The 21,586-nt window shown below is 52.1% G+C and carries 20 protein-coding genes, 1 tRNA gene and 2 pseudogenes; 16 read left to right on the top strand and 7 right to left on the bottom strand.

Features of this window, described 5'->3' with window-relative positions; translation table 11 throughout:
• The first annotated feature begins 486 nt into the window (after positions 1–486).
• The 4 genes from JJL52_RS10315 (at position 487) to JJL52_RS10300 (ending at position 3,155) form a co-directional block, all read left to right on the top strand.
• Positions 487–954: a YsnF/AvaK domain-containing protein gene (locus JJL52_RS10315; RefSeq protein WP_202052332.1), complete on the top strand. Its 468-nt coding sequence runs from the start codon at positions 487–489 to the stop codon at positions 952–954.
• Between the two features lie 29 nt (positions 955–983).
• Positions 984–1,967, top strand: a complete 984-nt coding sequence (locus tag JJL52_RS10310) for a YsnF/AvaK domain-containing protein (protein WP_202052331.1) — start codon at positions 984–986, stop codon at positions 1,965–1,967.
• A gap of 514 nt (positions 1,968–2,481) precedes the next feature.
• Positions 2,482–2,640, top strand: coding sequence for a PEP-CTERM sorting domain-containing protein (locus JJL52_RS21790; protein ID WP_202052330.1), 159 nt, complete (start codon positions 2,482–2,484; stop codon positions 2,638–2,640).
• Positions 2,641–2,669: 29 nt separating this feature from the next.
• Complete coding sequence (locus tag JJL52_RS10300; RefSeq protein ID WP_202052329.1) at positions 2,670–3,155, top strand: DUF192 domain-containing protein; 486 nt, start codon at positions 2,670–2,672, stop codon at positions 3,153–3,155.
• A gap of 182 nt (positions 3,156–3,337) precedes the next feature.
• On the opposite strand, the gene JJL52_RS10295 is transcribed toward JJL52_RS10300, so the two are convergent.
• Positions 3,338–3,428: transfer RNA gene (locus tag JJL52_RS10295), tRNA-Ser, on the bottom strand.
• A gap of 370 nt (positions 3,429–3,798) precedes the next feature.
• Here JJL52_RS10295 and JJL52_RS10290 point away from each other — a divergent pair.
• From JJL52_RS10290 to JJL52_RS10280, 3 genes are read left to right on the top strand one after another with little or no spacing between them, the layout of a single operon-like run.
• Complete coding sequence (locus tag JJL52_RS10290; RefSeq protein WP_202052328.1) at positions 3,799–5,949, top strand: adenosylcobalamin-dependent ribonucleoside-diphosphate reductase; 2,151 nt, start codon at positions 3,799–3,801, stop codon at positions 5,947–5,949.
• Positions 5,950–5,963: 14 nt separating this feature from the next.
• Positions 5,964–6,653: a TSCPD domain-containing protein gene (locus JJL52_RS10285; protein ID WP_202052327.1), complete on the top strand. Its 690-nt coding sequence runs from the start codon at positions 5,964–5,966 to the stop codon at positions 6,651–6,653.
• Between the two features lie 47 nt (positions 6,654–6,700).
• Positions 6,701–7,390, top strand: coding sequence for a DUF4062 domain-containing protein (locus JJL52_RS10280; RefSeq protein ID WP_202052326.1), 690 nt, complete (start codon positions 6,701–6,703; stop codon positions 7,388–7,390).
• A gap of 23 nt (positions 7,391–7,413) precedes the next feature.
• Here JJL52_RS10280 and JJL52_RS21355 read toward each other — a convergent pair.
• Together JJL52_RS21355 and JJL52_RS10275 are read right to left on the bottom strand one after the other, a co-directional pair.
• Positions 7,414–7,536: pseudogene (locus JJL52_RS21355) on the bottom strand (IS110 family transposase); the annotation flags it as partial.
• A gap of 87 nt (positions 7,537–7,623) precedes the next feature.
• Positions 7,624–7,773 carry a hypothetical protein gene (locus JJL52_RS10275; RefSeq protein ID WP_202052325.1) on the bottom strand — a complete coding sequence of 50 codons (150 nt, stop codon included), beginning with the start codon at positions 7,771–7,773 and terminating at the stop codon, positions 7,624–7,626.
• A gap of 1 nt (position 7,774) precedes the next feature.
• Here JJL52_RS10275 and JJL52_RS10270 point away from each other — a divergent pair, with 1 nt between their 5' ends.
• The gene (locus tag JJL52_RS10270) at positions 7,775–8,248 is read left to right on the top strand and encodes a YaiI/YqxD family protein (protein ID WP_202052324.1); all 474 of its coding nucleotides are present in this window, start codon (positions 7,775–7,777) and stop codon (positions 8,246–8,248) included.
• 103 nt (positions 8,249–8,351) lie between these two features.
• Here the strand turns inward: JJL52_RS10270 and JJL52_RS21785 are convergent.
• A pseudogene (locus JJL52_RS21785) lies at positions 8,352–8,882 on the bottom strand (REP-associated tyrosine transposase).
• A 156-nt stretch (positions 8,883–9,038) separates the two neighbouring features.
• On the opposite strand from JJL52_RS21785, the gene JJL52_RS10260 reads away from it, so the two are divergent.
• The 5 genes from JJL52_RS10260 to JJL52_RS10240 all read left to right on the top strand — a co-directional run bounded on the left by JJL52_RS10260 (position 9,039) and on the right by JJL52_RS10240 (position 13,894).
• Positions 9,039–9,362, top strand: a complete 324-nt coding sequence (locus JJL52_RS10260; protein ID WP_202052323.1) for a transposase — start codon at positions 9,039–9,041, stop codon at positions 9,360–9,362.
• Between the two features lie 75 nt (positions 9,363–9,437).
• Positions 9,438–10,007, top strand: coding sequence for a hypothetical protein (locus tag JJL52_RS10255; RefSeq protein WP_202052322.1), 570 nt, complete (start codon positions 9,438–9,440; stop codon positions 10,005–10,007).
• 72 nt (positions 10,008–10,079) lie between these two features.
• Positions 10,080–10,454: a hypothetical protein gene (locus JJL52_RS10250; RefSeq protein WP_202052321.1), complete on the top strand. Its 375-nt coding sequence runs from the start codon at positions 10,080–10,082 to the stop codon at positions 10,452–10,454.
• Between the two features lie 101 nt (positions 10,455–10,555).
• Positions 10,556–11,398, top strand: a complete 843-nt coding sequence (locus tag JJL52_RS10245) for an alpha/beta hydrolase (RefSeq protein WP_202052320.1) — start codon at positions 10,556–10,558, stop codon at positions 11,396–11,398.
• Between the two features lie 327 nt (positions 11,399–11,725).
• Entirely contained in the window at positions 11,726–13,894 is a 2,169-nt protein-coding gene (locus JJL52_RS10240) for a hypothetical protein (protein WP_202052319.1), read from the top strand.
• A 115-nt stretch (positions 13,895–14,009) separates the two neighbouring features.
• On the opposite strand, the gene JJL52_RS10235 is transcribed toward JJL52_RS10240, so the two are convergent.
• A complete protein-coding gene (locus JJL52_RS10235; RefSeq protein ID WP_202052318.1) occupies positions 14,010–14,363 on the bottom strand; it encodes a YceK/YidQ family lipoprotein in 354 nt (117 codons plus the stop codon).
• Between the two features lie 201 nt (positions 14,364–14,564).
• Entirely contained in the window at positions 14,565–15,032 is a 468-nt protein-coding gene (locus JJL52_RS10230; protein ID WP_202052317.1) for a CreA family protein, read from the bottom strand.
• Positions 15,033–15,943: 911 nt separating this feature from the next.
• Between JJL52_RS10230 and JJL52_RS10225 the strand changes: the two genes are divergently transcribed.
• Complete coding sequence (locus JJL52_RS10225; protein ID WP_202052316.1) at positions 15,944–17,674, top strand: peroxidase family protein; 1,731 nt, start codon at positions 15,944–15,946, stop codon at positions 17,672–17,674.
• A gap of 374 nt (positions 17,675–18,048) precedes the next feature.
• Here the strand turns inward: JJL52_RS10225 and JJL52_RS10220 are convergent, their stop codons facing one another.
• Positions 18,049–19,311 carry a dicarboxylate/amino acid:cation symporter gene (locus tag JJL52_RS10220; protein WP_202052315.1) on the bottom strand — a complete coding sequence of 421 codons (1,263 nt, stop codon included), beginning with the start codon at positions 19,309–19,311 and terminating at the stop codon, positions 18,049–18,051.
• A 540-nt stretch (positions 19,312–19,851) separates the two neighbouring features.
• Here JJL52_RS10220 and JJL52_RS10215 point away from each other — a divergent pair.
• Both JJL52_RS10215 and ypfJ read left to right on the top strand, forming a co-directional pair.
• Positions 19,852–20,577 carry a YidB family protein gene (locus JJL52_RS10215; RefSeq protein ID WP_202052314.1) on the top strand — a complete coding sequence of 242 codons (726 nt, stop codon included), beginning with the start codon at positions 19,852–19,854 and terminating at the stop codon, positions 20,575–20,577.
• 22 nt (positions 20,578–20,599) lie between these two features.
• Positions 20,600–21,463 carry a KPN_02809 family neutral zinc metallopeptidase gene (gene ypfJ, locus JJL52_RS10210; RefSeq protein ID WP_202052313.1) on the top strand — a complete coding sequence of 288 codons (864 nt, stop codon included), beginning with the start codon at positions 20,600–20,602 and terminating at the stop codon, positions 21,461–21,463.
• The last annotated feature ends 123 nt before the right edge of the window (positions 21,464–21,586 follow it).

Raw genomic sequence — 21,586 nt, 5'->3', positions numbered from 1 at the left:
CCTCGAATAAGCCCCTCATCGTCAGCCCCTGCCTGGATCCAGACTGCAGGGATGATGCCAGAAAGTGTACTAAAGCCTGGGCCTGACGACGGCAAGCGGCAACACTCACCGGAATCCTTTCCTCCTCTGAATCATCTTCTCTTTTGTCCTCACATAAATGCAACCGATAGAAAATCCGCCCCCCATCAATATTTCGGCAAGTTAACCCTGAACTCTGGCTTTACTTCGATATTATCCTTGAGCGAACAACGGAAATTAATTCATGGCTTGCGTTCAATACCGAACATAAATCCCATGGCGCTTGTTGTAGTCTGAACTTCTAATCAGAAAATTAACTTAAGGCTTATTTTTCAAAAAATAATTTTTACGTCTAGTGGACAGTTGATTCGACAAAAGACCCCCAGTATGGCGCTGACGAATTTTTTGTACATACCTCGATGTGCTTTACTAATCGATTAATTATTTTTTCGCAGCGTATTCAAAGTCATGAAAAAGCACAATTCACGCCGAACATTACATCAGCAAGAGCAAGCGACAGAAGATTGCCCAGCGTTCCTTCCTGTCATTGAAGAACGGCTACATATTGACAAATATACTGTAGAAACCGGAACAGTGCGTATTTCGAAACAGGTTACAGCGCAGCAGGAAATATTAACGGTGCCTCTGGTGCGTGAAGAGATACAGGTAGAAAGAGTCCCCATCAACCAGCTAATCGACTCCCTGCCGCCCGCAATTCGGTATGAAGGTGAAACGATGATCATACCGATCGTCGCGGAAGTGGCGGTGGTTGAAAAGCGCCTGATGTTAGTCGAAGAATTGCGCCTGATTAAACGCCAGCATCAAAAACGGACAACCGAATCGATCAATTTAAGGAAGGAAGCAGTAAGCGTTGAGTGGATCGATATCGGCCGCTCCCATTCGACTTATCGAATGCAAGCTGACGATTCTCATTAATCCAGAAATTGTTTTAGCAGGTAAACGTTATGAATCAAACAGTAGTAGGCATATTCGATAACCCCTCCGATGCGCCAAACGCCGTCCAGCAATTGCTAATTCACGGCTTCACACGGGCAGATATTGATATTTCCATCAATAAAGCCGGCCAAACCGACGAGAGGGTCAGCAATTTTTTCACGGTTTTATTCGGTAAAGGCGAGTCCACACCCTATTCCGAAGCCGCACGCCGTAGTGGAGCCATTGTCACCGTTCATGCCAAATCAGAACATGAAGCAAGAGAAGCGGCAGCAATTCTTGATGAGGCAGGCGCTGTGGATATGGACGAGCGGGCCGGCGCGTATCGAGCCTCCGCGCACGAAAGGCCTGTCGCCGAGTCCGAGTCGGGTAGAGAGCAAATCGCCGCCTCAGAGGAATCTTTCACCGAAGAAACGGAGGAAGCGCTAAAACTGGGTACCGCGGAATGTGCCGAAAAAACCCCTCCTGTCACTCAGGCTGGTAGAGAAAAAATCGTCGCCGAAGAAAGGCCTTGCGCTGAATCTGTGGGAGAAGAAACGGGTATCCAAGAAAAATCTAGTACCGAACTGTATGCGGCAAAAACGGCCGCGCCGGGCAGATCAGCCGCTGGGTCAAAGACAGATGAAAATGCCGTTCCGATTATTGAAGAGCAATTAAAAGTAGGAAAAAAAGAAGTGGAAACCGGCAAAATAAGGCTGCGCAGCAAGATCATCGAACGACCGGTCGAAGAAAGCCTTAGACTCCGCGAGGAACATGTATATGTAGAAAAGCACCCTGTCGATAGACCCGCTACCGAAGCCGAATTACAAAGTTTTAAGGAAGGGTCGATTGAATTGACCGAACATGCTGAAGTGCCGGTAGTGAGTAAAGAAGCCCGCGTCGTGGAGGAAGTGAAAATAGGAAAAGAAATAGAAGAACGAGAAGAAGTCATCCGAGAAAAGCTGAGAAAAACCCAAGTTGATGTAGAAAGCGGAAAAAGGCCTTCTAATAGGTAATTGCTTTTGTAAAAAAGCGGGAAAAAGCAACCGCAACTTAGATAATCGGCTTGCAAAATTTTCCAAGATTATGGGGAGGAAACAAATTTGAAAAGTTTTCTCCCTCAATTATTCAATAGCCGGTTTTTTGTCGAAGAATTCTAGTGCAGCATCATCCCCCCCCTGTCGGCGCTATAAAAGTAGGCAGGATGACCGGACAAGACGATGAGAAGGCAATGGTGGACAAGTTTTATCGAGTGATATTGACAGATGCGGAGCAGTGTACTCACCCTCATTAACCGAGGTAAAGGTAAGGCACGGAAATTTGATAATGCGCGGATTCTCTTGCAGGCCGACTTGGCGACCCCAAACGAATCACTCCGTTCAACCCAATAGAAACTTTTCAATTCTGATTGATAACGACCACTCCTGATTTTTAGTTGTAGATACTTCGTAATGGGAGTATAAGTAGATCGGGCATGTGCAGCGCGCCCGGCGTTTTGGCACCGCCATTTGTTGCCATTTGGGAGCATTTATGATGACCGTAAAAAAAATCGCCGCACTGGCTTTAACCCTACTTCCCGCTTTTCCCGCTTTGGCTCAGACGGTTCCAGTCCCCGAACCCGAAATCCTACCGCTTTTTCTGGTGGGAACGGCAGCGTTTATTCTGACTCGAAGGAGTAAAAAAAGGTAGAAGAGTAATAAACAAAGGCAAGGAATCGAATGGATCGCTTATTGAGGGCCAGGGATGGCCGGATTTCTATTAAACGGCTTTTCGGCGTTGCCTCCATGGCGATAATAAGCCTTGTCGTCACAGGGTGGGCTTTTCTTGTTTTCTCGCCCGAATTTAAAGAACGGACATTAAATATAGGCTTCAGCCGACTTCAGGTTGAAGTAGCCGATAACGAGACGACTCGAACACGCGGAATGATGTTCCGTCTGGTGCCGAACCCCAGTCAGGGCATGCTTTTTGTTTTTCCTACCGTCCAACCTGTCTGTATGTGGATGAAGTACACTCTTGTCCCCCTGTCCGTCGCGTTCATTCGGGATAACGGGAGTATCGCGAATATAGCCGATATGAACCCTCTTCAATTGGAAAGACACTGCGCTCGCGAACCGGTGAGGTTTGCCTTAGAAGTTTCGCAAGGATGGTTTGCCGCAACTACAGTAGATACCCGCACTCAAATCACCGGCCTTCCTCGTTTTTGAAAATCAAAAAGAAATTAGTTTATTCCGGCATGGAATATATAGAACTTGCATCCAGAGTAATCGGCAACGATTGCAATCGGATTATCCCGTGCTATCCGCATCAATACAGGCTTTGCTGGGTGGGTAAAGCGGAGGGCAAAAACCTAAAAATCAATACAAGTTATTGATTTTTATAGAGTGAATGGCGGAGAGACAGAGATTCGAACTCTGGGTGGGCTACAAACCCACGACGGTTTTCAAGACCGCTGCCTTAAACCACTCAGCCATCTCTCCGTGAGCCCAGTATAATAACCTATCCAGATATTATTGCAAGTACTCTGCTCTATTTTTTTTACTGTCCCGAGCGCAGCCGGTGCGGTCTTTTTTCGGCTTTACCGGATCCGTCTTAAGTCTTTTTCGTTCGCCTTTTCCGAACTTATTCAATTCCCTCTTTGATTCTAAAAGTCTTTTTTCAAGGAGATTTTTTTTCCGTTCCGGGGATCGCGAACTTTCCTTTTCACCCTCTTTCAAACACAATATATTGTGGTAATATAAATATAAATATCCACATATAGACATTTTTCAGCATATCTTTTGTTCTTCTAACTTGCTGATTTAATGTCATTTATTATTCTTCACCCACGGACTTAACAGAGAGATCGCCATGACAGCACTTCTTCATGTCATCCCCAACAACGTGACCGATATTCCTTTTCAGGATGCCTCGCTCGATATCTGGGACACTAAATATCGCCTGAAAACCAAAGAAGGCACGGCAATCGATGCGACGATGGACGAGACGTATCAACGGGTCGCGAAGGCGCTCTCCGAAGTCGAAATCGGCAAGCCGAAACAGGAAAAATATTACAAGGAATTCCTGTGGGCGCTGCGCCAGGGCGCGATTCCGGCCGGGCGAATCGTTTCGAACGCGGGTGCGCTGGAGCACAAGCCGGCGACCTCGACGATCAACTGCACCGTCTCCGGCATGATCGCGGACTCGATGGACGACATCCTGGCGAAAGTGCACGAGGCCGGATTGACCCTGAAAGCCGGCTGCGGCATCGGCTACGAATTTTCGACCCTGCGTCCGAAGAACGCCTATGTGTCCGGTGCCGGTGCTTATACCTCGGGACCGCTGTCGTTCATGGACATCTATGACAAGATGTGCTTTACGGTCTCCTCCGCGGGCGGTCGGCGCGGCGCGCAAATGGCAACGTTCGACGTCGGCCATCCGGATGTGGTCGAGTTTATCCGGGCCAAGCGCGAAGACGGGCGGCTGCGCCAGTTCAACCTGTCGCTGCTGATCACGAAGGAATTCGTCGAAGCGGTCAAGAACGACCAGCCCTGGGCGCTGTCGTTTCCGGTCACCGAGAAGGAAGTTAAATCCGACAAACTGGACCTCAGCGACAGCAAGTTGATCATCTGGCGCGACCTGCCCGGCAAGGAAGGCTATATCGTGAACAATGACGGCCTGGTCGCCTGCCGGATCAGCAAGACGATGCCCGCGCGCCGCCTGTGGGACATCATCATGAGCTCGACTTACGATTATGCGGAACCCGGCTTCATTCTGATCGACAAGGTCAACGAGATGAACAACAACTGGTTCTGCGAAAACATCCGCGCAACCAACCCGTGCGGCGAACAGCCCCTGCCCCCTTACGGCAGCTGTCTGCTCGGCTCGATCAACCTGACTCGCTTCGTGGTCAAGCCGTTCACCGCCGAAGCGCATTTCGACTGGGATACCTACCGCAAGACGGTGCGCATTTTCACCCGGATGCTCGACAACGTGGTCGAAATCAACGGCCTGCCGCTGTCTAAGCAGCGCGACGAGATCTTCAGCAAGCGCCGCCACGGCATGGGCTACCTTGGCCTCGGCTCGACGGTGACCCTGCTCGGCATGAAATACGGCGACGCCGAATCGCTGCGCTTTACCGAAGAAGTGACCAAGGTGCTCGCGGTTGAAGGCTGGAAGGAAGGCTTGGCATTGGCGAAGGAAAAAGGTGCTGCGCCGATCATGGAGCAGCTGTTCACGGTGACCGGCGAAATGCTGCACAAACGACCGGAAATGATCGCGGACGGCTACAAGCTCGGCGACCAGATCCTCGGCAAGGTGCTGCACGCGAAATACAGCCGCTACATGCAGCAATTGGCCGACGCCGAACCCGGCTTGGTCGCCGAGCTGGCGCAGACCGGCGCGCGCTTTACGCACCACAGTTCGATCGCGCCGACCGGCACGATATCGCTGTCGCTCGCGAACAATGCCAGCAACGGCATCGAGCCGAGCTTCGCGCATCACTATTCGCGCAACGTGATCCGCGCCGGCAAAAAATCGAAGGAAAAGGTCGACGTGTATTCGTTCGAACTGCTCGCTTACCGGGAAATGGTTAATCCGAACGCGATGCCGTACAGCGACGATCCGGGCCATAAGTTGCCGGATTATTTCATCGCCGCCGACGATATCACGCCGAAGCAGCATGTCGACATCCAGGCCGCGGCGCAAAAATGGATCGACTCGTCGATCTCGAAGACCGCGAACGTGCCGACCGACTACCCTTACGAGGATTTCAAGTCGATTTACGAATATGCCTACGAAAAAGGCCTGAAAGGCTGCACGACCTTCCGCTTCAATCCGGAAGTGTTCCAGGGCGTCCTGGTCAAGGAAAAGGATCTCGAAAACACCACCTACCAGTTCACGCTCGAAGACGGCCACGTCGTCGAATTCAAGGGCAACGAAGAGGTCGAATACGACGGCGAAATCCATACCGCCGCGAACCTGTTCGATGCCTTGAAAGAAGGCTACTACGGCAAGTTTTGATTGAGGATACCGCCATGACTTTACACAAAATCAGCAAAAAAATCGTCGGCTACAAAGTGCTGACCCAGGAAGACAAAGCCGCCGCCGAACAGGCCGCTACGGAAGCGAAGCAGCGCGACGTCGAGCGTATGCACGAAAACCTCGAGCGCCCGGAAGTGCTGGTCGGCTCGACTTACAAGATCAAGACCCCGCAGTCCGAGCACGCGCTGTACATCACGATCAACGACATCATCCTGAACCAGGGTACCGAGCACGAAGAGCGCCGCCCCTACGAAATCTTCATCAACTCGAAGAACATGGAGCATTTCCAGTGGGTCTTGGCGTTGACGCGGGTCATCTCGGCTGTATTCCGGAAAGGCGGCGACGCCACATTTTTGGTGGAAGAGCTGAAGGCGGTATTCGACCCGCGCGGCGGCTATTTCAAGAAAGGCGGGGTGTTCATGCCTTCACTGGTCGCCGAAATCGGCTACGCGATCGAATCCCATATGAAACACATCGGCATGATCAAGCCGGAAGGCTTGAGCGATCATCAGAAAAAACTGATCGACGAGAAACGCCGCGAGTTCGAAGCGCTGCACGGCGCCTCTGAAGGCCAGGCGTTTCCCGAAAAGGCCGTGCTCTGCACTAAGTGCAGCACCAAGGCGATGGTGTTAATGGATGGGTGTATGACTTGCTTGAATTGCGGGGAGAGTAAGTGTGGGTGATGTTTAGCATTCAGCTAAAAAATTATTTATCATATTGGAGAGACTGAATGAACATAAACCGTAATACCTCACATCCATCAGCCTTTATAAGCTCTACATTTCTTGATTTTAAAGAAGAACGGAAAGCTGTTGCTGGGATACTGCAAGAGTATAATTTAAACGTTAATGCTTTAGATATAAAGCCAGCATCTAATAATAACTCTAAAAAAGAGATTTTGAAGGGCATAAACGAAAGTGATTTTATTATATTAATTGTTGGTCATCGCTATGGATCAATAATTCCTGAAATTACAGGTTCAAAAAATCACAGTATTACAAAATGGGAATATTTACAGGCTAGGCTAATGCGAAAAGATATTCTTGTTTTCTTTAAAGAGCAAACTAGGGAAAATCTTGTTGATAATAAAGTATTATTGGATGAGTTTAAAAATAATCTTTCAAGAACCCATAATCCGAAATATTTTTCTACAGTTTCAGAGCTCGAGGATGAAGTAAGAAAAGCGCTAATTCCCGTTTATAGAGCTGGTGTTGCCTCGTTATTATCAAAGCAAGATCAGCTTAAAAGTGAAAACACTCGATTAAGTCAAGAAAACCAGAAATTAATCGAAGAATATTCTAAAAAGCCAGATTCAGGTGGAATTTCAAATATTAATAGAGCTCTTGGTTTATTTAATATTAGCCCACATGCTCCGACAGGATTATTAGGTCAATCAATTGGTAGAAAGATAGACCTATAGACCCATAGATACTGTTATCCGCGTCAAGCGTTATGAAGAGCCGGATCGAAGGCTTTTCCCGATTTCAAGACGCCGAAGGCGACATGGACGAGCTTGCGCATCATCGCACCGATGATCAGCTGGGGCGGTTTGCCGGCATCGGCTAGACCTATAGGATGGGCTGAGGTACGAAGCCCATCAATCGCGAACGATGGGCTTCCTTCGTCAGCCCATCGTATTGAAATCGCGCTTGATTATTCGCCGACGTCCAAATCAATCTCGCCGTTATAGCCCCATGCCGCGGGATACACGCCAAGCCTTACATAATGGTGAAAACTTGAATAAGGCCAATCCACAGACAAAGAAAATAATCCATTCCCTAAATCTTTCAATTTCAGACTCATCATGCAAATCTGGGTAGATGCCGATGCCTGTCCCAAGGCGATCAAGGATATTTTGTTTCGAGCGGCGGAACGGTGTCGGATAACGACGACGCTGGTGGCGAATCAATCGCTGCCGGTGCCACCTTCGCGTTACATTCGCATGCTGCGCGTCAGCGGCGGCTTCGATGTGGCGGATAACGAGATCGTTAAGCGCATGGCGGCTGGCGACTTGGTGGTAACCGGCGACATTCCGCTTGCCGCGGAAGCCATCGCCAAAGGCGGGCATGTCATCAATACCCGCGGCGAATCCTATAGCCAGAACAATATCGGCGAGCGCCTGGCGATGCGCGACTTTATGGACGGCCTGCGATCCAGCGGCATCGAAACCGGCGGGCCGGCGGCGTTGAGTTCGCGGGAGATTCAAAACTTTGCCAACCGATTGGATCGATTTTTAACGCATTCCCAGCCGGCGGATGGGAAGACCATAGGACCATAGGATGGGCTGAGGTACGAAGCCCATTCAATCGCGAACGATGGGCTTCCTTCGTCAGCCCATCCTATAACAATTTCTTACACGGTATCAAAATCAAAGAACAATTTTATTCTCCGGCATCAAAATCAAACTCGCCGGCATAGCCCCATGTCGAGGGGTAAACGCCGAGTCTTACATAATGATGAAAACTGGAATAAGGCCACTCCGCTACTTGTCTGGCCTTGCCGTGTTTTACCGGATTCCAATGGATATAATCGGCATGCCGGTTGAAATCTCCTTAATCGGTGATCAGGTGGGCCCAAAACCGACGTTGCCATATTCCCCGCTCTCTTTTGCCGATACGGCTTGCCGAAACCCGTTCGCCTTTTTCGACAGAGCGGGAGAATTGCCCCTTGAGCAAATTCCACCGGGTCGAAAAATCTGCATCGTCCTCGGGCAATGTCCAGAGGCAATGCAAATGGTTGGGCAACACCACAATCGCATCGATATGAAATGGATGTCTTTGTTTAACGTGACGAAATGCCTGACGCAGCGGTTCTATCTTATCGATCAATAAAGCATTATCGCGCCGTTGCGCAAGATTAACCGTAAAAAACCATGTGGCGCCCGGCGTTTAAAATCGACGATAACGGGTCATATTGTTTTTTCTGTTGAATAATGGTTTTTCAGCTCGTAGGATGCGCTGAGGAACGAAGCGCATCGGTCGAGTGAATCCCCATCGATGCGCCTCCTACGTTGGAACATCCTACTCAGCCATGCGCCCTACGGTTGAATTCATTTTTTGGAGGTCGGTTTGCTCAATTATCGCCGATATTATGTTTCGGGCGGATCGTTTTTCTTTACCGTAATGAGGGAACGGCGGGCGGGGATTCTGGCGAACGAACGGGCGCGGGATTGTTTGCGGGAGGTGATCGGGTATTGCCTCGGTCGCTTGCCGTTTCATGTGGATGCCTTGGTCATTCTGCCCGACCATGTGCACACGATCTGGACGATGCCCCCGAATGACGGCGGCTATTCAAAACGTTGGGGCATTAGTAAATATCCGCCCGGCAAAGCCGGCGGATATTTACTCAAAACACAATCCCATTGCACACCGCCTTTCGGGATAACGGCTTAACTGCAGTGGCATCCGCCATGCTTATGCGTTAGGATAGGAGCCGGTGAATCGATGAAATCAATCAGGATCGGTAGCATGCAAATGAAAAATCGCCGTTTCCGCTTGCCGAATTACCGCCGGCCGCTAATCGGTTTATTGACAAGTGCTCTGGCCGCGGGCTGTACGTCGATGGAGTCCCGGTTATCCATCGAGCCCTACACCAAAAACAAATCGGCGCGGAACTCGCTCGAAGATCTCGCGGAAGCCTATTGCCGGGAAAAACGCGCCGCTGCTCCTACGCAGCCCGATTTCATTTTCACGACCGACGGCTGCTCGCGTTGGCCGGACGAAACCTGGGCTGCCTGCTGCATTGCGCATGACATCGCGTATTGGTGCGGCGGCAGCGGCCGGGACCGGGATTACGCGGACCGGGAATTGATGCGTTGCGTGAACGCGAAGGCCAACGGACTCGGGAACATCGTCTATGCCGGCGTCCGGCTGGGCGGGATGCCCTGGCTGCCGACGCCCTGGCGCTGGGGGTACGGCTGGGATAATTGGCCGGCCGGTTACGAAACCCTGCCGCCTTCTCTGCCGGTGCAGCAACTTTTCGAAAAATTTAACGTATATGAATCGATCGAGCGGCACCTGAACGGAAGCGCGCATTGAGACGGGTGCATATCGCTTGATTTCCGCCAATCCTCGCCGAGATGTCGGCGCTAATCGACTGGAGTAAAACCGATGAACAACGATGCTCCCGGAATGCGAATGGTTTATGAAGGACCATTACAGATCGGCATTTATGCCTTTATTTTTTTCGGCCTGTTCGCGGTGGCCGTCACGCTGTGGATACTGTATAAACAGGACACCTTGAGATCCAAGTATCTCTTGCTGGTCGCCTGGGGCATCCTGCCGCCCGTCTGGTTTGTCGTGGAGTATTTCTTTATCTTCTTACCGTACGGTGCGCCGGGCTCGTTCGGTTTTTTTCAATACGGCCAGGACATCGCCTCGAAGCTGTGGGCCGGGGTATTCGCGCTGATTTCGATCGACCTTTACAAGGCCAGCGAAAAAGCGAAAGAGGCCCGAAAACGCGAGACTTCGGAGGATTATGGCTAACCGCTTTTGCCGTTCCTGCGGCCCGGCAATTCCCGCCGGGCCTCGCTGCATACCGCTTCCTTAAATCCAGCGCAGCTCGCTTCCACGGAAACTTCGTAAAAATGGGATTTTTTCAGACCCGGGACCGCCTGTCCCTTTTTTATACGGCCCGCCCGGCGGCTTCGCCGAAAGCGTCGATCGTGTTTCTGCATGGCGTGGGCGAGCACATCGGCCGCTACGAGCCGGCTTTTCAGGCATTCGCAGCCCACGGATACTACTGCTACGGCTTCGATCAACGCGGCTTCGGCCGCTCCGAAGGCAAACGCGGGCATGTCGATGCCTTTCAGGACTACGTCGACGATGCAGCAGAGTTCATCGCGCAGGTCGCCGCCGAAGAAGCGGCCCGTCCGCTCTTTCTGTTCGGGCACAGCATGGGTTCGATCGTGATGCTGAACTATGTGCTGCAGTACCCGCAAGCCATCCGAGGAGTGCTGGTGTTTTCCTGCCCGCTGCACTTGGTCGGCCGGCTTGCCGATTACGGCGGCGCTTTAGCCAAAAAATGCTCGAAATACGCGCCGCGGCTCAGGATTCCTTCCCTGATCGACCTTAACGAACTGACCGATAATCCCCGCGTAATCGACGACTTCAAGCACGACCCCTACCGCCTCTCTACCGTCACGCTCGGCTGGCTGAATCAGTTCACCCTGGCCCGCGAGCAGATCGGGCGCCACGCCGGCCGTATTGCATCGCCCGCTTTGATTTGCCACGGCGGCAAAGACCGGATCGCCGCCCTTTCCGGCGCAAAGGCCTTGTACGCGCGGCTGGGGAGCGAGGATAAATCGTTAGTCGTTTATCCCGGTTTCAAGCACGAACTGCTCAATCATCGGCCGGCCGAATCGGCGCAGGTATTGGAGGAAACCGTCGCTTGGCTGGACAAGCGCCTGACGGCCTTCCCGAAGATCTAAAGATTTGGCCGATATTAACTTCCGGGTATGGGTGGTAGACCTGCCGGGTTTTTAAAACCTGGCAGCTTGGGCGGAGAAGTGATTTGGAGCCGAATCCTAACCTAATTCTCCGCGGATCAGGAAAGATATATCGAAAATCTTTATTTCCAACTTTTCGCCCTCAGGCTAAAACGGGACTTTCGGCGCTTCCTTTCGCCCTCTTCCTAAATCCTTATTTTTGCCGATTTGCCAAAAGTCGTCCCGAACCTCAAAAAAACGGCAACGCCATCCGCCATTCTACTGTCATATGACTGAAACCGGTTTTGGTTTTGGAATTAAGGAGAATGCATGGACTCGCCTTTCCGACTCGCCCTGGTCATAAACTGCTGTATGGTGCTGCTGCTGTCGCTTACGGGGTGCGCAGAAAAACATCTGCCGCCCTACGAGCCGCATAAAAAAGAATCTTACACGGTGCGCGGGCACAATTATACGTTCGCCATTTACAACGGCGACCACCGCCTGTTGACCCATCCGGTCGAGGATCTATTGGCCGAGTTGAAATGGCGAAAGGCGGTGAACAAACCTTTGATCAGCGACATTTATCTGATCTCGCACGGCTGGGATTATACTCTGCCGCTGGCAATCGCCAATTATCACAATTACCTGGAGCGGATCGATCAATTCATCCGGGATAAAAAACCGCCTTCGACCTTCCAGCCGTATTTCATCTTCGTCACCTGGACTTCGACGACCCGGCCCACCACCAATATGGTCAAGGCGATCCTGCCTTTCGGGATGGATTCGGCCGCGGAACCCTTTACCAACCTGATCGACAAAGTCCCCCTACATTTTCTCAGTGCCTGGAAGCAAAGCCTGAATGCCTCGCAAAACGCATTGGGCCCGCATTATCCCAACGATTACCTGGGCGTGGATTGGAAAGAAAACGCTTACGGCTATTTCAACACCGGCCTGATTCGAGACGCGGATGCCATCATGGGCGAGGATGTTCCGGTGTCGGCGCTGCTCTACCGTTTGATTAAACAGAAGCAAATCCCGCCGGACGCTCCTGTTCAAGCGGGAAAAGACTGCCAGATGCCGGATCCGCTCGATCCGGGCGACGATGTCTGCGTTTCGATGGCGAAAACCCGCCTGCATCTGGTCGGGCACAGCTATGGCGCCAAACTGGTCACGATAGCCGGAATGGAAGCCATCAGACGATGGATGTTGGAATCGATCGCCGCCCACCCGGAACAATTTCTGGCCGGTTGCGGTAAGAATGGGAGCGCTCCGGACGAACGGCTTAAAAGCCTGGCAATCTGCGATCTCACGGGGCACCGCAAGCCGTTCGAAGAACTCGAAGTTGCATTCGAGGGCCTGGATAAGCCGCCTTTGTTAAAGGCATGGTACGAGCAGACTGCCGAAACGCCGATCGATTCGCTGGTGCTGTTCAACCCGGCCTTCCATCCGGGCGAATTATCCTATCCGGTCGATATCGTCCATTTCGCGCCGACGCAGACGCTCCGGTTCATTCCGCGCAAGGCGATCGTTTATAGCGCGAGCGACTACGCGAACGGCGCGTTATTCAGCCTGCGCGAGGCGATTTTGAATAGCCAAATCACTCAAATGGGAAACCAGGCCAGTAAAAAGTTGGATCAATTCTATTTTCAAAATGATAACCGGTGGCTCAAGCTGCCGACCTACCTGTTGCAGTGGGCGATCGGCCCTCTGGATCTCGCCTATAGCCTCGCTTATACGCAGGTTGGCCAGGCATTTTACAGTCTGATCAACCTACCCTGGGATTTCTGGCATCATGTCCAGACCGGTACGTTGGGCGGCCTCTACGAATCGCCGTCCGTTTCGGGCTTCGGTTGGCAGAGCATCGCCAAAGGGATGGCGAATACGGTGGATTTTTTCCTGCCGACCAATATGCTGTATCGAAACGAATCCGGGCAGGGGCTGTTTCGGCTGAACAAGCCGGGTCTCGGCAAGACCGGCCTGAACCATTTGGCGGCCGGGCGCTGGATTGGCGCGAACTTATGGGGACTGGAAGACTACTACTCATCAAGAAAGCCGTTCGGCAACCCTGCCTGTTCTAACGACAACGGGTGCCGGAAAATGCTTGCCGACTTAAACGGCCTGCAAAGACCGCCATTTGCCCCGAATATCGGTCCTTACACTTTCAGCCGCTTCAGCGCCGAGCCCTTTGTGGCGGACATGGACTCGGATTTCGGTCCCAGCGAAATATTATGGCAACGCGAGAAATTTTATTCGTTCGATGCCGGGCAGGTTTACGACACCCGCCTCTCGCTTACGGGATCGCATAGCGACCTGCGCAAACCCGAGAGGCCGGATAAAAAGGTTTGCATGGAGGAGTTCTACGATTGCAAGGAACCGGGAAAACGCGACGCGACTTTTAATTTCGTACTCAACTTTACCAAAACCCATTTTGAACGCAAATTTTGCGAATTGAATCCGCAGGAAATTCAGGAATTCGGGGTTAATTGCCGATCCAGGTGAAACGATTGGCCTTCCCTGCTATCGCCGGATAATCGTCCCTGATACAAAGGACTTGGGACTCCGCTTCATGCTCTGGGACTCGCCCTGTGCCTCTATCGCTACCTTAGAAAGCACGTCATTTATCGGTCGAGGCACGGTCGTTTTTACGGAACGCTTCCGGATTGTAAATGCGATAGAGGTCATAAGGCACCACAACCGTATCGAAAACGGTCGAAAAAGGCAGATCGAAAGCCAGAATGAAGCCGACAATCCCGTTGATCCATCCCGGCTGCACACCTTCCTCATCGGTTTTCAAAGGCTGGCCTTTCATTAGTGTTCCGAAATCGTTCACATCCTGCCGAACGCCGGGATAAACCCGCCATTTATCGTCTTGATCAACAATGTCGGTTCTAGCCCGTATGCTCGAACAGCCGAGCATCAGCAAACTCAGGAGAATCACCGTAGCCCATCTTCCAGTATTGAACTTCATCGCTCTTTCCTACCCTGCAATGGAAGCGTTCCCGTTCCGGAAAAATCCATCGGGGAAAACAACCCGAACGTCGTCAACCGGCTGCCGTCCGCGAAGCGGTTTGCGCTGCCGCGCCGCAAGCCTGTCACCTGTTTTATCAGACCCGCAAGTCCTTCCGCAGGTTCGATACGATCCCCCCGAACCGCTTCATCGCGTCCGAATTTAGCGCCAGGCTTGAATCGGTACGGCGGAAACGCTGTTTTTCGGCGAGCCCTTCAATACCCGGTCGCTGTAGACCATATAAACCAGGGTATTGCGGGTTTTGTCGAAAAATCTGACTACCTGCATCGACTTGAACACCAGCGAGGTGCGTTTTTTGAACACGTTCTCGCCGTCGCGATCGCCCGATTTGATCTTAGGGTCGAGATTGATCGCGCCGGTCTGGTGGCAGGACAGCGACGCATCGGAAGTATCTTCAGCGACGCCGACGGCCCCGGAAACTCCGCCCGTTTTCGCCCGGCTGATGTAACAAGTCACTCCGGCGACTTCCGGATCGTCAAATGCCTCGATCACGATCTTGTTGTCGGGGCCGATCAGCTTGAATTCGGTATCTACGGAGCCGATCGTGTCGGCCAGCGCGGTTGTGCCCCAAGCGATCAATAACAGACTGACGATGCTTCGTTTTTTCATAGTGGTCTTCCCGAAATGGTTAAGGTAAAACAAAAAGTAATCCGCTTATTCTCTATTAAACCGGAACCCTGACATTTTTCAAGCTTTTCGACGGCATTTACGGATGCCGGTGATGCGGATAGTTTTTGTTAAAGTCGCGTCAGCCTGGGCGAAGCAGAAGGCGATCCGCGAAATCATCGAATAGGCTCTGGGCATCAGGTTCTCCCATGCTGCAAAACACCTTCGACGACGCCAGGGTCGGAAGTTGCTATTCACTCGATCTTAAAATGCTCTAGTCCGCACGCGATCGCTCCAATTTATATAACAGCTATTCCATATCAGTTAATCGATTCCCTCGCCTCGGCTTCCGTTAAGTAACTATTATAAATATTCAGCCTTTGTAATATAGGTAAATTACTTGTCGTGATTAAATAGATCATAGACAAAGGAAAAAATAAATACATTATATCCCCATTTTTTATCTGTTCTATATCATTCTTTATGAGTATCATTCTAGAGACATTCGCTATAAACTCTGCCTCATCAAAGTCTAAGGTATTTTTTCATTAAAATTCATCTTTCGTGATCTCCCAAATAAGGAAACAACAGCAGATGATTTTGGGAAAGAATTTTTGGAAAGAAAGATCTATATCTCCAAAAAAACAACCTTCCTTATTTAAGCTTATAAGCAACTGAACATGTACGTTTTAAAGTAAAAGTATAGTTTGAGCCATATGCCAACGATGAGCGCGTTCTAAATAACATTGCCACCTGAGTTTGAGCGGCAGTCTTAGTTATTTATTGAATCGCAGCATAGTAATCTCTCATACCGCGAAATGGCTGCAGCAGCTTTTTCGTCCACGTTTCGCTTTATGTATGGGTAACCTCAATACAAGCAGGATCGATTTTTAATTTAGAAAAGGAGGATTTTTATGAAGACTTTACCCGGTAAGAAAAACTCATCGCACGGCGCTGTCCGCGGAGCCGATTTTGATCGCCGCTCTTCCCAGGCAGAAGGACGTTTCGGGCGTATATTCCGTAATTTGCCCGCCGCCGAGTGGCCGGAAGAGGCGCTGCGCCAACTTGCCGGCAATGGACATGACGAAGGAGGAATGGCTTCAGATCCAGAATTGGCAGAAGGGACAAACCTTCCTTTCGCACCGAGCGAAGAAAATCAGTCGACCCGCCTGCACGATGATGAGGAGAACAGCGGTATCGATGCCGGTTATACTTATCTCGGGCAATTTATCGATCACGACCTTACCTTCGATCCCGCTAGCAGTCTGCAGAAACGCAATGATGTCGATGCTCTGGTGGACTTCCGTACTCCGCGTTTCGATCTTGATTGCCTTTACGGCCGGGGGCCGGATGATCAACCTTATATGTACGAGGGTAATGGGCGCAAGTTTCAACTCGGCCGTGAATTATTGGAAGGACCAAACGGCAAAGCCATTGCACATGATTTGCCTCGTCATCGCTGGGTTGATCCAGACGGTACAGTACATAATCGCGCGTTGATCGGCGATAAGCGCAACGATGAAAATGTGATTGTCAGCCAATTACATTCGGTTTTCTTGCAGTTTCACAACCGGCTAGCCGACGATAATTCACGCATTGGCTTCAGTGAAATTCAGCGGTTGGTCCGTTGGCATTACCAATATGTCGTACTGCACGATTTCCTCTATAAAGTCGCCCGCCGAGACATTATCGAAAGCGTATTGCCGCATTTGGCTAGTGGGCGATCCATTTTTGAAGATAAGCCGCGGCTCTTGTTTTATAAACCGAAGAACGAAGCCTTTATGCCGATCGAATTTTCGGCAGCCGCTTACCGTTTCGGGCATTCGATGGTGCGTCCGATCTACCGTTTGAATACTCAACTAAGCGGAGGTAATCATCCCGATGATACTCAACCTAATGAACGTGAACGAGGTATTGACGGTCGGCAATTCATTTTTGCCGGCCTCAAGCAGCGCGGTTTGAACGGCTTTGATGAATTTCCGAAGGAATGGGGTATCGACTGGAACTTGTTCTTTGACCTCACCGGCAACAAAGACAGTCGTATCGGCAAGGATCGCACGCAACCCGCATATAAAATCGATACTTCACTGGTGAATCCGTTAGCTTTCTTGGCGGAGTTTTCCAAGATCGACATGTCGACGCCAGCGCCGCCGTTAACCGATATTGCGCAGCTTCAGCCTAAACCTTTGGATGGTAAAGAGATACCGAATTTGGCTTTACGTAATCTCTTGCGCGGCATGGCGATGGGGTTGCCTTCCGGCCAGGATGTTGCGCGGGCGATGGGACTTGAGGCGCTCCCAGACCACGTATTGAAAATCGGCAAGGCGACTAACGCCGATGATTATAAAAAGCTCGATAGCATGGACGATCTCGCACGCAAGTTTCCGAGTTTCGTCGGCAAGGCGCCTTTATGGTACTACGTACTCGCCGAATCGCAACACGACTGGTTTGAGAAAGGCGGCGAAGAGGATACACCGGTGCAACTCGGTCGAGTAGGCAGCCGTATTATCGTTGAAACTTTCGTCGGTTTAATGCTGAATGACGGTCATTCTCTGCTTCGGCAAGCACCGGCGTGGTATCCCACTATAGGCAAAAGAAAAGACTTCGATATGCCCGACTTCGTTAATTATGCATTGGGAAATTAATTTTGACGTTCCATCTAATGCGGTAATCGTGTCAACGATGCACAATACGATTTCTGTATACGATGCCGATAAAAAGCCGACAAAGCCTCAATCCCAAGATGCATTGATCCGGGCGCAGTGGCTGGGCGAACCCCCAACCCGAGAATCCTTCTTTCGACAGTCGGCACACGAATTTCCCTGAATACGGAATCCTAAACACCCCGGTGAGTAAATATCCCCCGGCTTTGCCGGGGGATATTTACTAGACCTTTACCTAAGTATTCTCGGTTGAACAAAAGCCATTTTTAAGACACAACCGGCTTAGCGTACTCTGTGATCCGAATTCTGAGACGCCCCCTCTCCATGCGGTGCGGCTGCCTACTTTCTACTCACTTTTAGCGCAGCGCCTTTTCCCAGCGGCTCACCACGGCCGCCGCGATGCTGTTACCCAGCACGTTCGTCGTACTGCGCCCCATGTCCAGGACCTGATCGATGCCGAGCAACAGCAACAGGCCTGCCTCCGGAATGTGGAACATTGACAAAGTCGCGGCGATGATGATCAGCGACGCGCGCGGTACGCCGGCCACGCCTTTGCTTGTGAACAACAATACCAGTAACATCAAGAGCTGTTCCGAGAGCGGCATGTCGATGCCGTAGGCCTGGGCGATGAACAGCGACGCAAAGGTCATGTACATCATGCTGCCATCGAGGTTGAATGAATAGCCCAGGGGCAACACCAAACCGCAGACCTTTTCATCGCAGCCGAAACGTTCGAGCTGCTGTAAAAGTTTGGGATAGGCGCTCTCGCTGCTGGCGGTGCCGAAAGCGAGCAGCATCGGTTCGCGGATGTGACGAAGCAGTGACGGCAGGCGGCGTCCTAAAAACACCCAACCGATACCGGCGAGCAGGCCGCCGAGCAGCAACAACGCGAAATAAAATTCGCCGATGAATTTGCCGTAAGAGAGCAATACCGTCATGCCGTTTTGCGCGACTACCGACGCGATCGCCGAGAACACGGCCACCGGCGCGTAATGCATCACGTAGCTGGTGATTTTCAGCATGATGTGCGCCAGCGAGTCGAGGAGCAGCACCATCGGGTGGGCCAGATCGCCCAATGCGGCCGAGGCTACGCCGAAGAAGATCGAAAACACGACGATCTGCAATATTTCATTGGCGGCCATCGCCTCGAAGATGCTTTTCGGAAACACGTGCGCTACGAAATTCTGCAAGGTCGGCTCGACCTCCGGTAGGCCGGTGGAGGCGCCTTCTGGCGGAAACGGGATGTGCAGCGAAGTGCCGGGCTGAAACAGATTCACGAGCAGCATGCCGAGCAATAGGCTAAAGATCGACGCCGAAAAAAACCACAGCATCGCTTTAATGCCGATGCGCCCAATGACCTGGATGTCGCCCATTTTCGCCATGCCGACTACCAGCGTCGCGAACACCAGCGGCGCAATGATCATCTTGATCAGACGCAAAAAAATATCGGTCAGCACCGTCAATACTGCCACGACCTGCTGTAAGGCTGGGCTCGGCTCGGGGCCGGCAAAGGCCAAATTCAAAAGCTCGCCGGCTACAATGCCGAGAATCAGCGCGGCCGCGACATACAAGGTCTGGCGATTGGGTTTTTGTTCGTGGTGATGCGTGTGAGGCGGCATTGGTATGTCCTTAATAGTTAATCTTTGCTTGGGCGGGGCTTTGCGCCGGTCTATGGAGGCGCTTCAACGTTATCAACAACGGGTATTTTAGGCTCTTAATCTATTAACTGTACCTAAACAGGGCGGGAGCGTAAATTGAGAACCTGACCGAGTCGTACAGGGAGCAGAATCGCATAAGAGGCAAGGACAGGTAAAGATTATCTTGATATTGGGGGCTTTGCGAGGACGGGAGGGTCAATGACCGGATTTCTGACTCGAACTGCGGGATTGGGATGGCTTTATTGCATATTTTCGTTTTGTGAGCTGACTCTGCCATTTAAACCAATTCGATAGATTGAACCGGACGCGATTATTCCGCCACTCTGAACCCTCGATTGCATTCATTGCTCTTAAATGTTATTCCCGATGCAATCGGGCCTTAAGTCCGGTATCGGCAATGGCAGGTTTACGGATTTTTGAATCGTCCTGAAGCAAAAATCGCCTGTAATTGATCCGCAACCGCGTTTTCGATTTTTTCATCCGGTTATCGAGGAGGTCGTGATGAGTTTATTTAACGAAATCGTCAAATCCGCTATCGGCGCAAATAACGACGAGGAAGCCGAACCCAAGACCCAAAATCTGGTAAACGGCACCCTGGGCATGCTGGAGTCGATGGGAGGCATCGGCGGGCTGGTCCGGAAATTCCAGCAATCCGGACTCGGAGAGGTGGCCTCGTCGTGGGTCGGCACGGAAAAAAACCAAAACGTACAGCCGGACCAATTGAAACAGGTATTGGGTGAGGACCAAATCAGAAACCTGGCCCAACGTGCGGGTATTCCCGAATCCGCAGCGCCCTCTGTGCTCTCGAAGATCCTGCCCGATATGGTCGACAGATTGACGCCGGAAGGCAAGGAGCCTGAATCGGGCAATCTGGCGACATGGGGCAAGATGGTTCTGGGCGGGGCGGGCATCGCCGCAGCAGCGGCTGCAGCGGGCGTCTATTTCGGACGCCAGGACAAAGAAGAGGAGCAGTTCTCGATCAAACCCGAGCAACCCACGCCATCGCCGACTGCCACGGGAATCAAAGCCGACGCGCCGGCCGCTCCGGCATCCCCTGCCCCGCAGCCGCCGCGCACTTATAAAGTCGCGAGCGGCGACACGCTTTCGGGAATCGCGAAGCAGTTTTACCATGACCCGAACCAGTGGCCACGCATTTACGAGGCGAACCGCGACATTCTGAACAACCCGGACCGGATATCCCCGGGCCAAAGTTTGCGCATCCCCTAACGATACCACACAGGTAAGCGGTATGTTGTGGAAGAAAGGCAGACGGAGCGAAAATGTCGAGGACGTGCGCCACGCCCGTTTCGGCGGACCGAGAATAAAGCTTAGCGCCGGGATGCTGGCGGTCGTAATGCTGATCGCTTTCGCGCTGGGGGAAAATCCGCTGGAACTGCTGGCCTTGCTGACGCGAGGCGGCGGCAGCGCCGGATTAACGGAGGAGTCCCCGCGCCCGCCCGCCCCTGTTGACGATGAAACTGCCCAGTTCGTTTCCGCGATCCTCGCGGACACCGAAGACACTTGGCATGCGATTTTCCCGCGTCTCGGCAGGCGTTATCAGGAACCCAAGCTGGTCCTGTTCACCGATCAGGTCGCATCCGCGTGCGGCTTTACCTCTTCCGCCACCGGACCGTTTTACTGTCCCGGTGACCGGAAAGTGTACCTGGATCTCGGATTCTTCAGGGAGCTGGGCCGCCTGGGCGCGCCGGGCGATTTCGCCCAGGCTTATGTGATCGGCCACGAAGTCGGGCATCATGTGCAGAATCTGCTGGGCGTTTCGGGACAGGTGCATGACCTGCAACGCCGCGGCGCGCCGGCGCAGGCCAAGGCTCTCTCGGTCTTGCTCGAATTGCAGGCCGACTGTTTTGCCGGCGTCTGGGCGCACCATGCCGATAAATACCGCCAGATGCTGGAACCGGGCGATGTCGACGAAGGTTTGAATGCCGCCTCGGCGATCGGCGACGATCGGTTGGCGCACCAGGCCGGGAGAAGCATCAGTCCCGATTCGTTTACACACGGTTCATCGCAGCAGCGCGCTTACTGGCTGCGCAGAGGCATGGAAAGCGGCGAAATCACCGCCTGCGACACCTTTTCCGCCTCTGCAAAACAATAGGTGCCCGATGCCAAGAGTCCGCTTCGATAGCGTAAGAGCGCCGAAGCATCAGGAAGAATGATAAAAACGAAATGGGATAGACGATGGCGCTCAGCGTCCGCCGGGTTTCCCTGCTTCCTGCCG

Source organism: Candidatus Methylomicrobium oryzae (assembly GCF_016745425.1).
GTDB lineage: Bacteria > Pseudomonadota > Gammaproteobacteria > Methylococcales > Methylomonadaceae > Methylomicrobium > Methylomicrobium oryzae.
Note: the sequence above shows the minus strand (reverse complement) of the source record. Positions and strands in the feature narration are given on the sequence as shown.

What these genes read in the sequence shown, in the direction of transcription:
- JJL52_RS10310 (WP_202052331.1), top strand. Translation starts at nt 984, where the DNA reads ATGAATCAAACAGTAGTAGGCATATTCGATAACCCCTCCGATGCGCCA.
- JJL52_RS10290 (WP_202052328.1), top strand. Translation starts at nt 3,799, where the DNA reads ATGACAGCACTTCTTCATGTCATCCCCAACAACGTGACCGATATTCCT.
- JJL52_RS21790 (WP_202052330.1), top strand. Translation starts at nt 2,482, where the DNA reads ATGATGACCGTAAAAAAAATCGCCGCACTGGCTTTAACCCTACTTCCC.
- JJL52_RS10285 (WP_202052327.1), top strand. Translation starts at nt 5,964, where the DNA reads ATGACTTTACACAAAATCAGCAAAAAAATCGTCGGCTACAAAGTGCTG.
- JJL52_RS10220 (WP_202052315.1), bottom strand. Translation starts at nt 19,311, where the DNA reads ATGCCGCCTCACACGCATCACCACGAACAAAAACCCAATCGCCAGACC.
- JJL52_RS10275 (WP_202052325.1), bottom strand. Translation starts at nt 7,773, where the DNA reads ATGAGTCTGAAATTGAAAGATTTAGGGAATGGATTATTTTCTTTGTCT.
- JJL52_RS10270 (WP_202052324.1), top strand. Translation starts at nt 7,775, where the DNA reads ATGCAAATCTGGGTAGATGCCGATGCCTGTCCCAAGGCGATCAAGGAT.
- JJL52_RS10225 (WP_202052316.1), top strand. Translation starts at nt 15,944, where the DNA reads ATGAAGACTTTACCCGGTAAGAAAAACTCATCGCACGGCGCTGTCCGC.
- ypfJ (WP_202052313.1), top strand. Translation starts at nt 20,600, where the DNA reads ATGTTGTGGAAGAAAGGCAGACGGAGCGAAAATGTCGAGGACGTGCGC.
- JJL52_RS10300 (WP_202052329.1), top strand. Translation starts at nt 2,670, where the DNA reads ATGGATCGCTTATTGAGGGCCAGGGATGGCCGGATTTCTATTAAACGG.
- JJL52_RS10315 (WP_202052332.1), top strand. Translation starts at nt 487, where the DNA reads ATGAAAAAGCACAATTCACGCCGAACATTACATCAGCAAGAGCAAGCG.
- JJL52_RS10215 (WP_202052314.1), top strand. Translation starts at nt 19,852, where the DNA reads ATGAGTTTATTTAACGAAATCGTCAAATCCGCTATCGGCGCAAATAAC.
- JJL52_RS10280 (WP_202052326.1), top strand. Translation starts at nt 6,701, where the DNA reads ATGAACATAAACCGTAATACCTCACATCCATCAGCCTTTATAAGCTCT.
- JJL52_RS10245 (WP_202052320.1), top strand. Translation starts at nt 10,556, where the DNA reads ATGGGATTTTTTCAGACCCGGGACCGCCTGTCCCTTTTTTATACGGCC.
- JJL52_RS10235 (WP_202052318.1), bottom strand. Translation starts at nt 14,363, where the DNA reads ATGAAGTTCAATACTGGAAGATGGGCTACGGTGATTCTCCTGAGTTTG.
- JJL52_RS10250 (WP_202052321.1), top strand. Translation starts at nt 10,080, where the DNA reads ATGAACAACGATGCTCCCGGAATGCGAATGGTTTATGAAGGACCATTA.
- JJL52_RS10230 (WP_202052317.1), bottom strand. Translation starts at nt 15,032, where the DNA reads ATGAAAAAACGAAGCATCGTCAGTCTGTTATTGATCGCTTGGGGCACA.
- JJL52_RS10255 (WP_202052322.1), top strand. Translation starts at nt 9,438, where the DNA reads ATGCAAATGAAAAATCGCCGTTTCCGCTTGCCGAATTACCGCCGGCCG.
- JJL52_RS10240 (WP_202052319.1), top strand. Translation starts at nt 11,726, where the DNA reads ATGGACTCGCCTTTCCGACTCGCCCTGGTCATAAACTGCTGTATGGTG.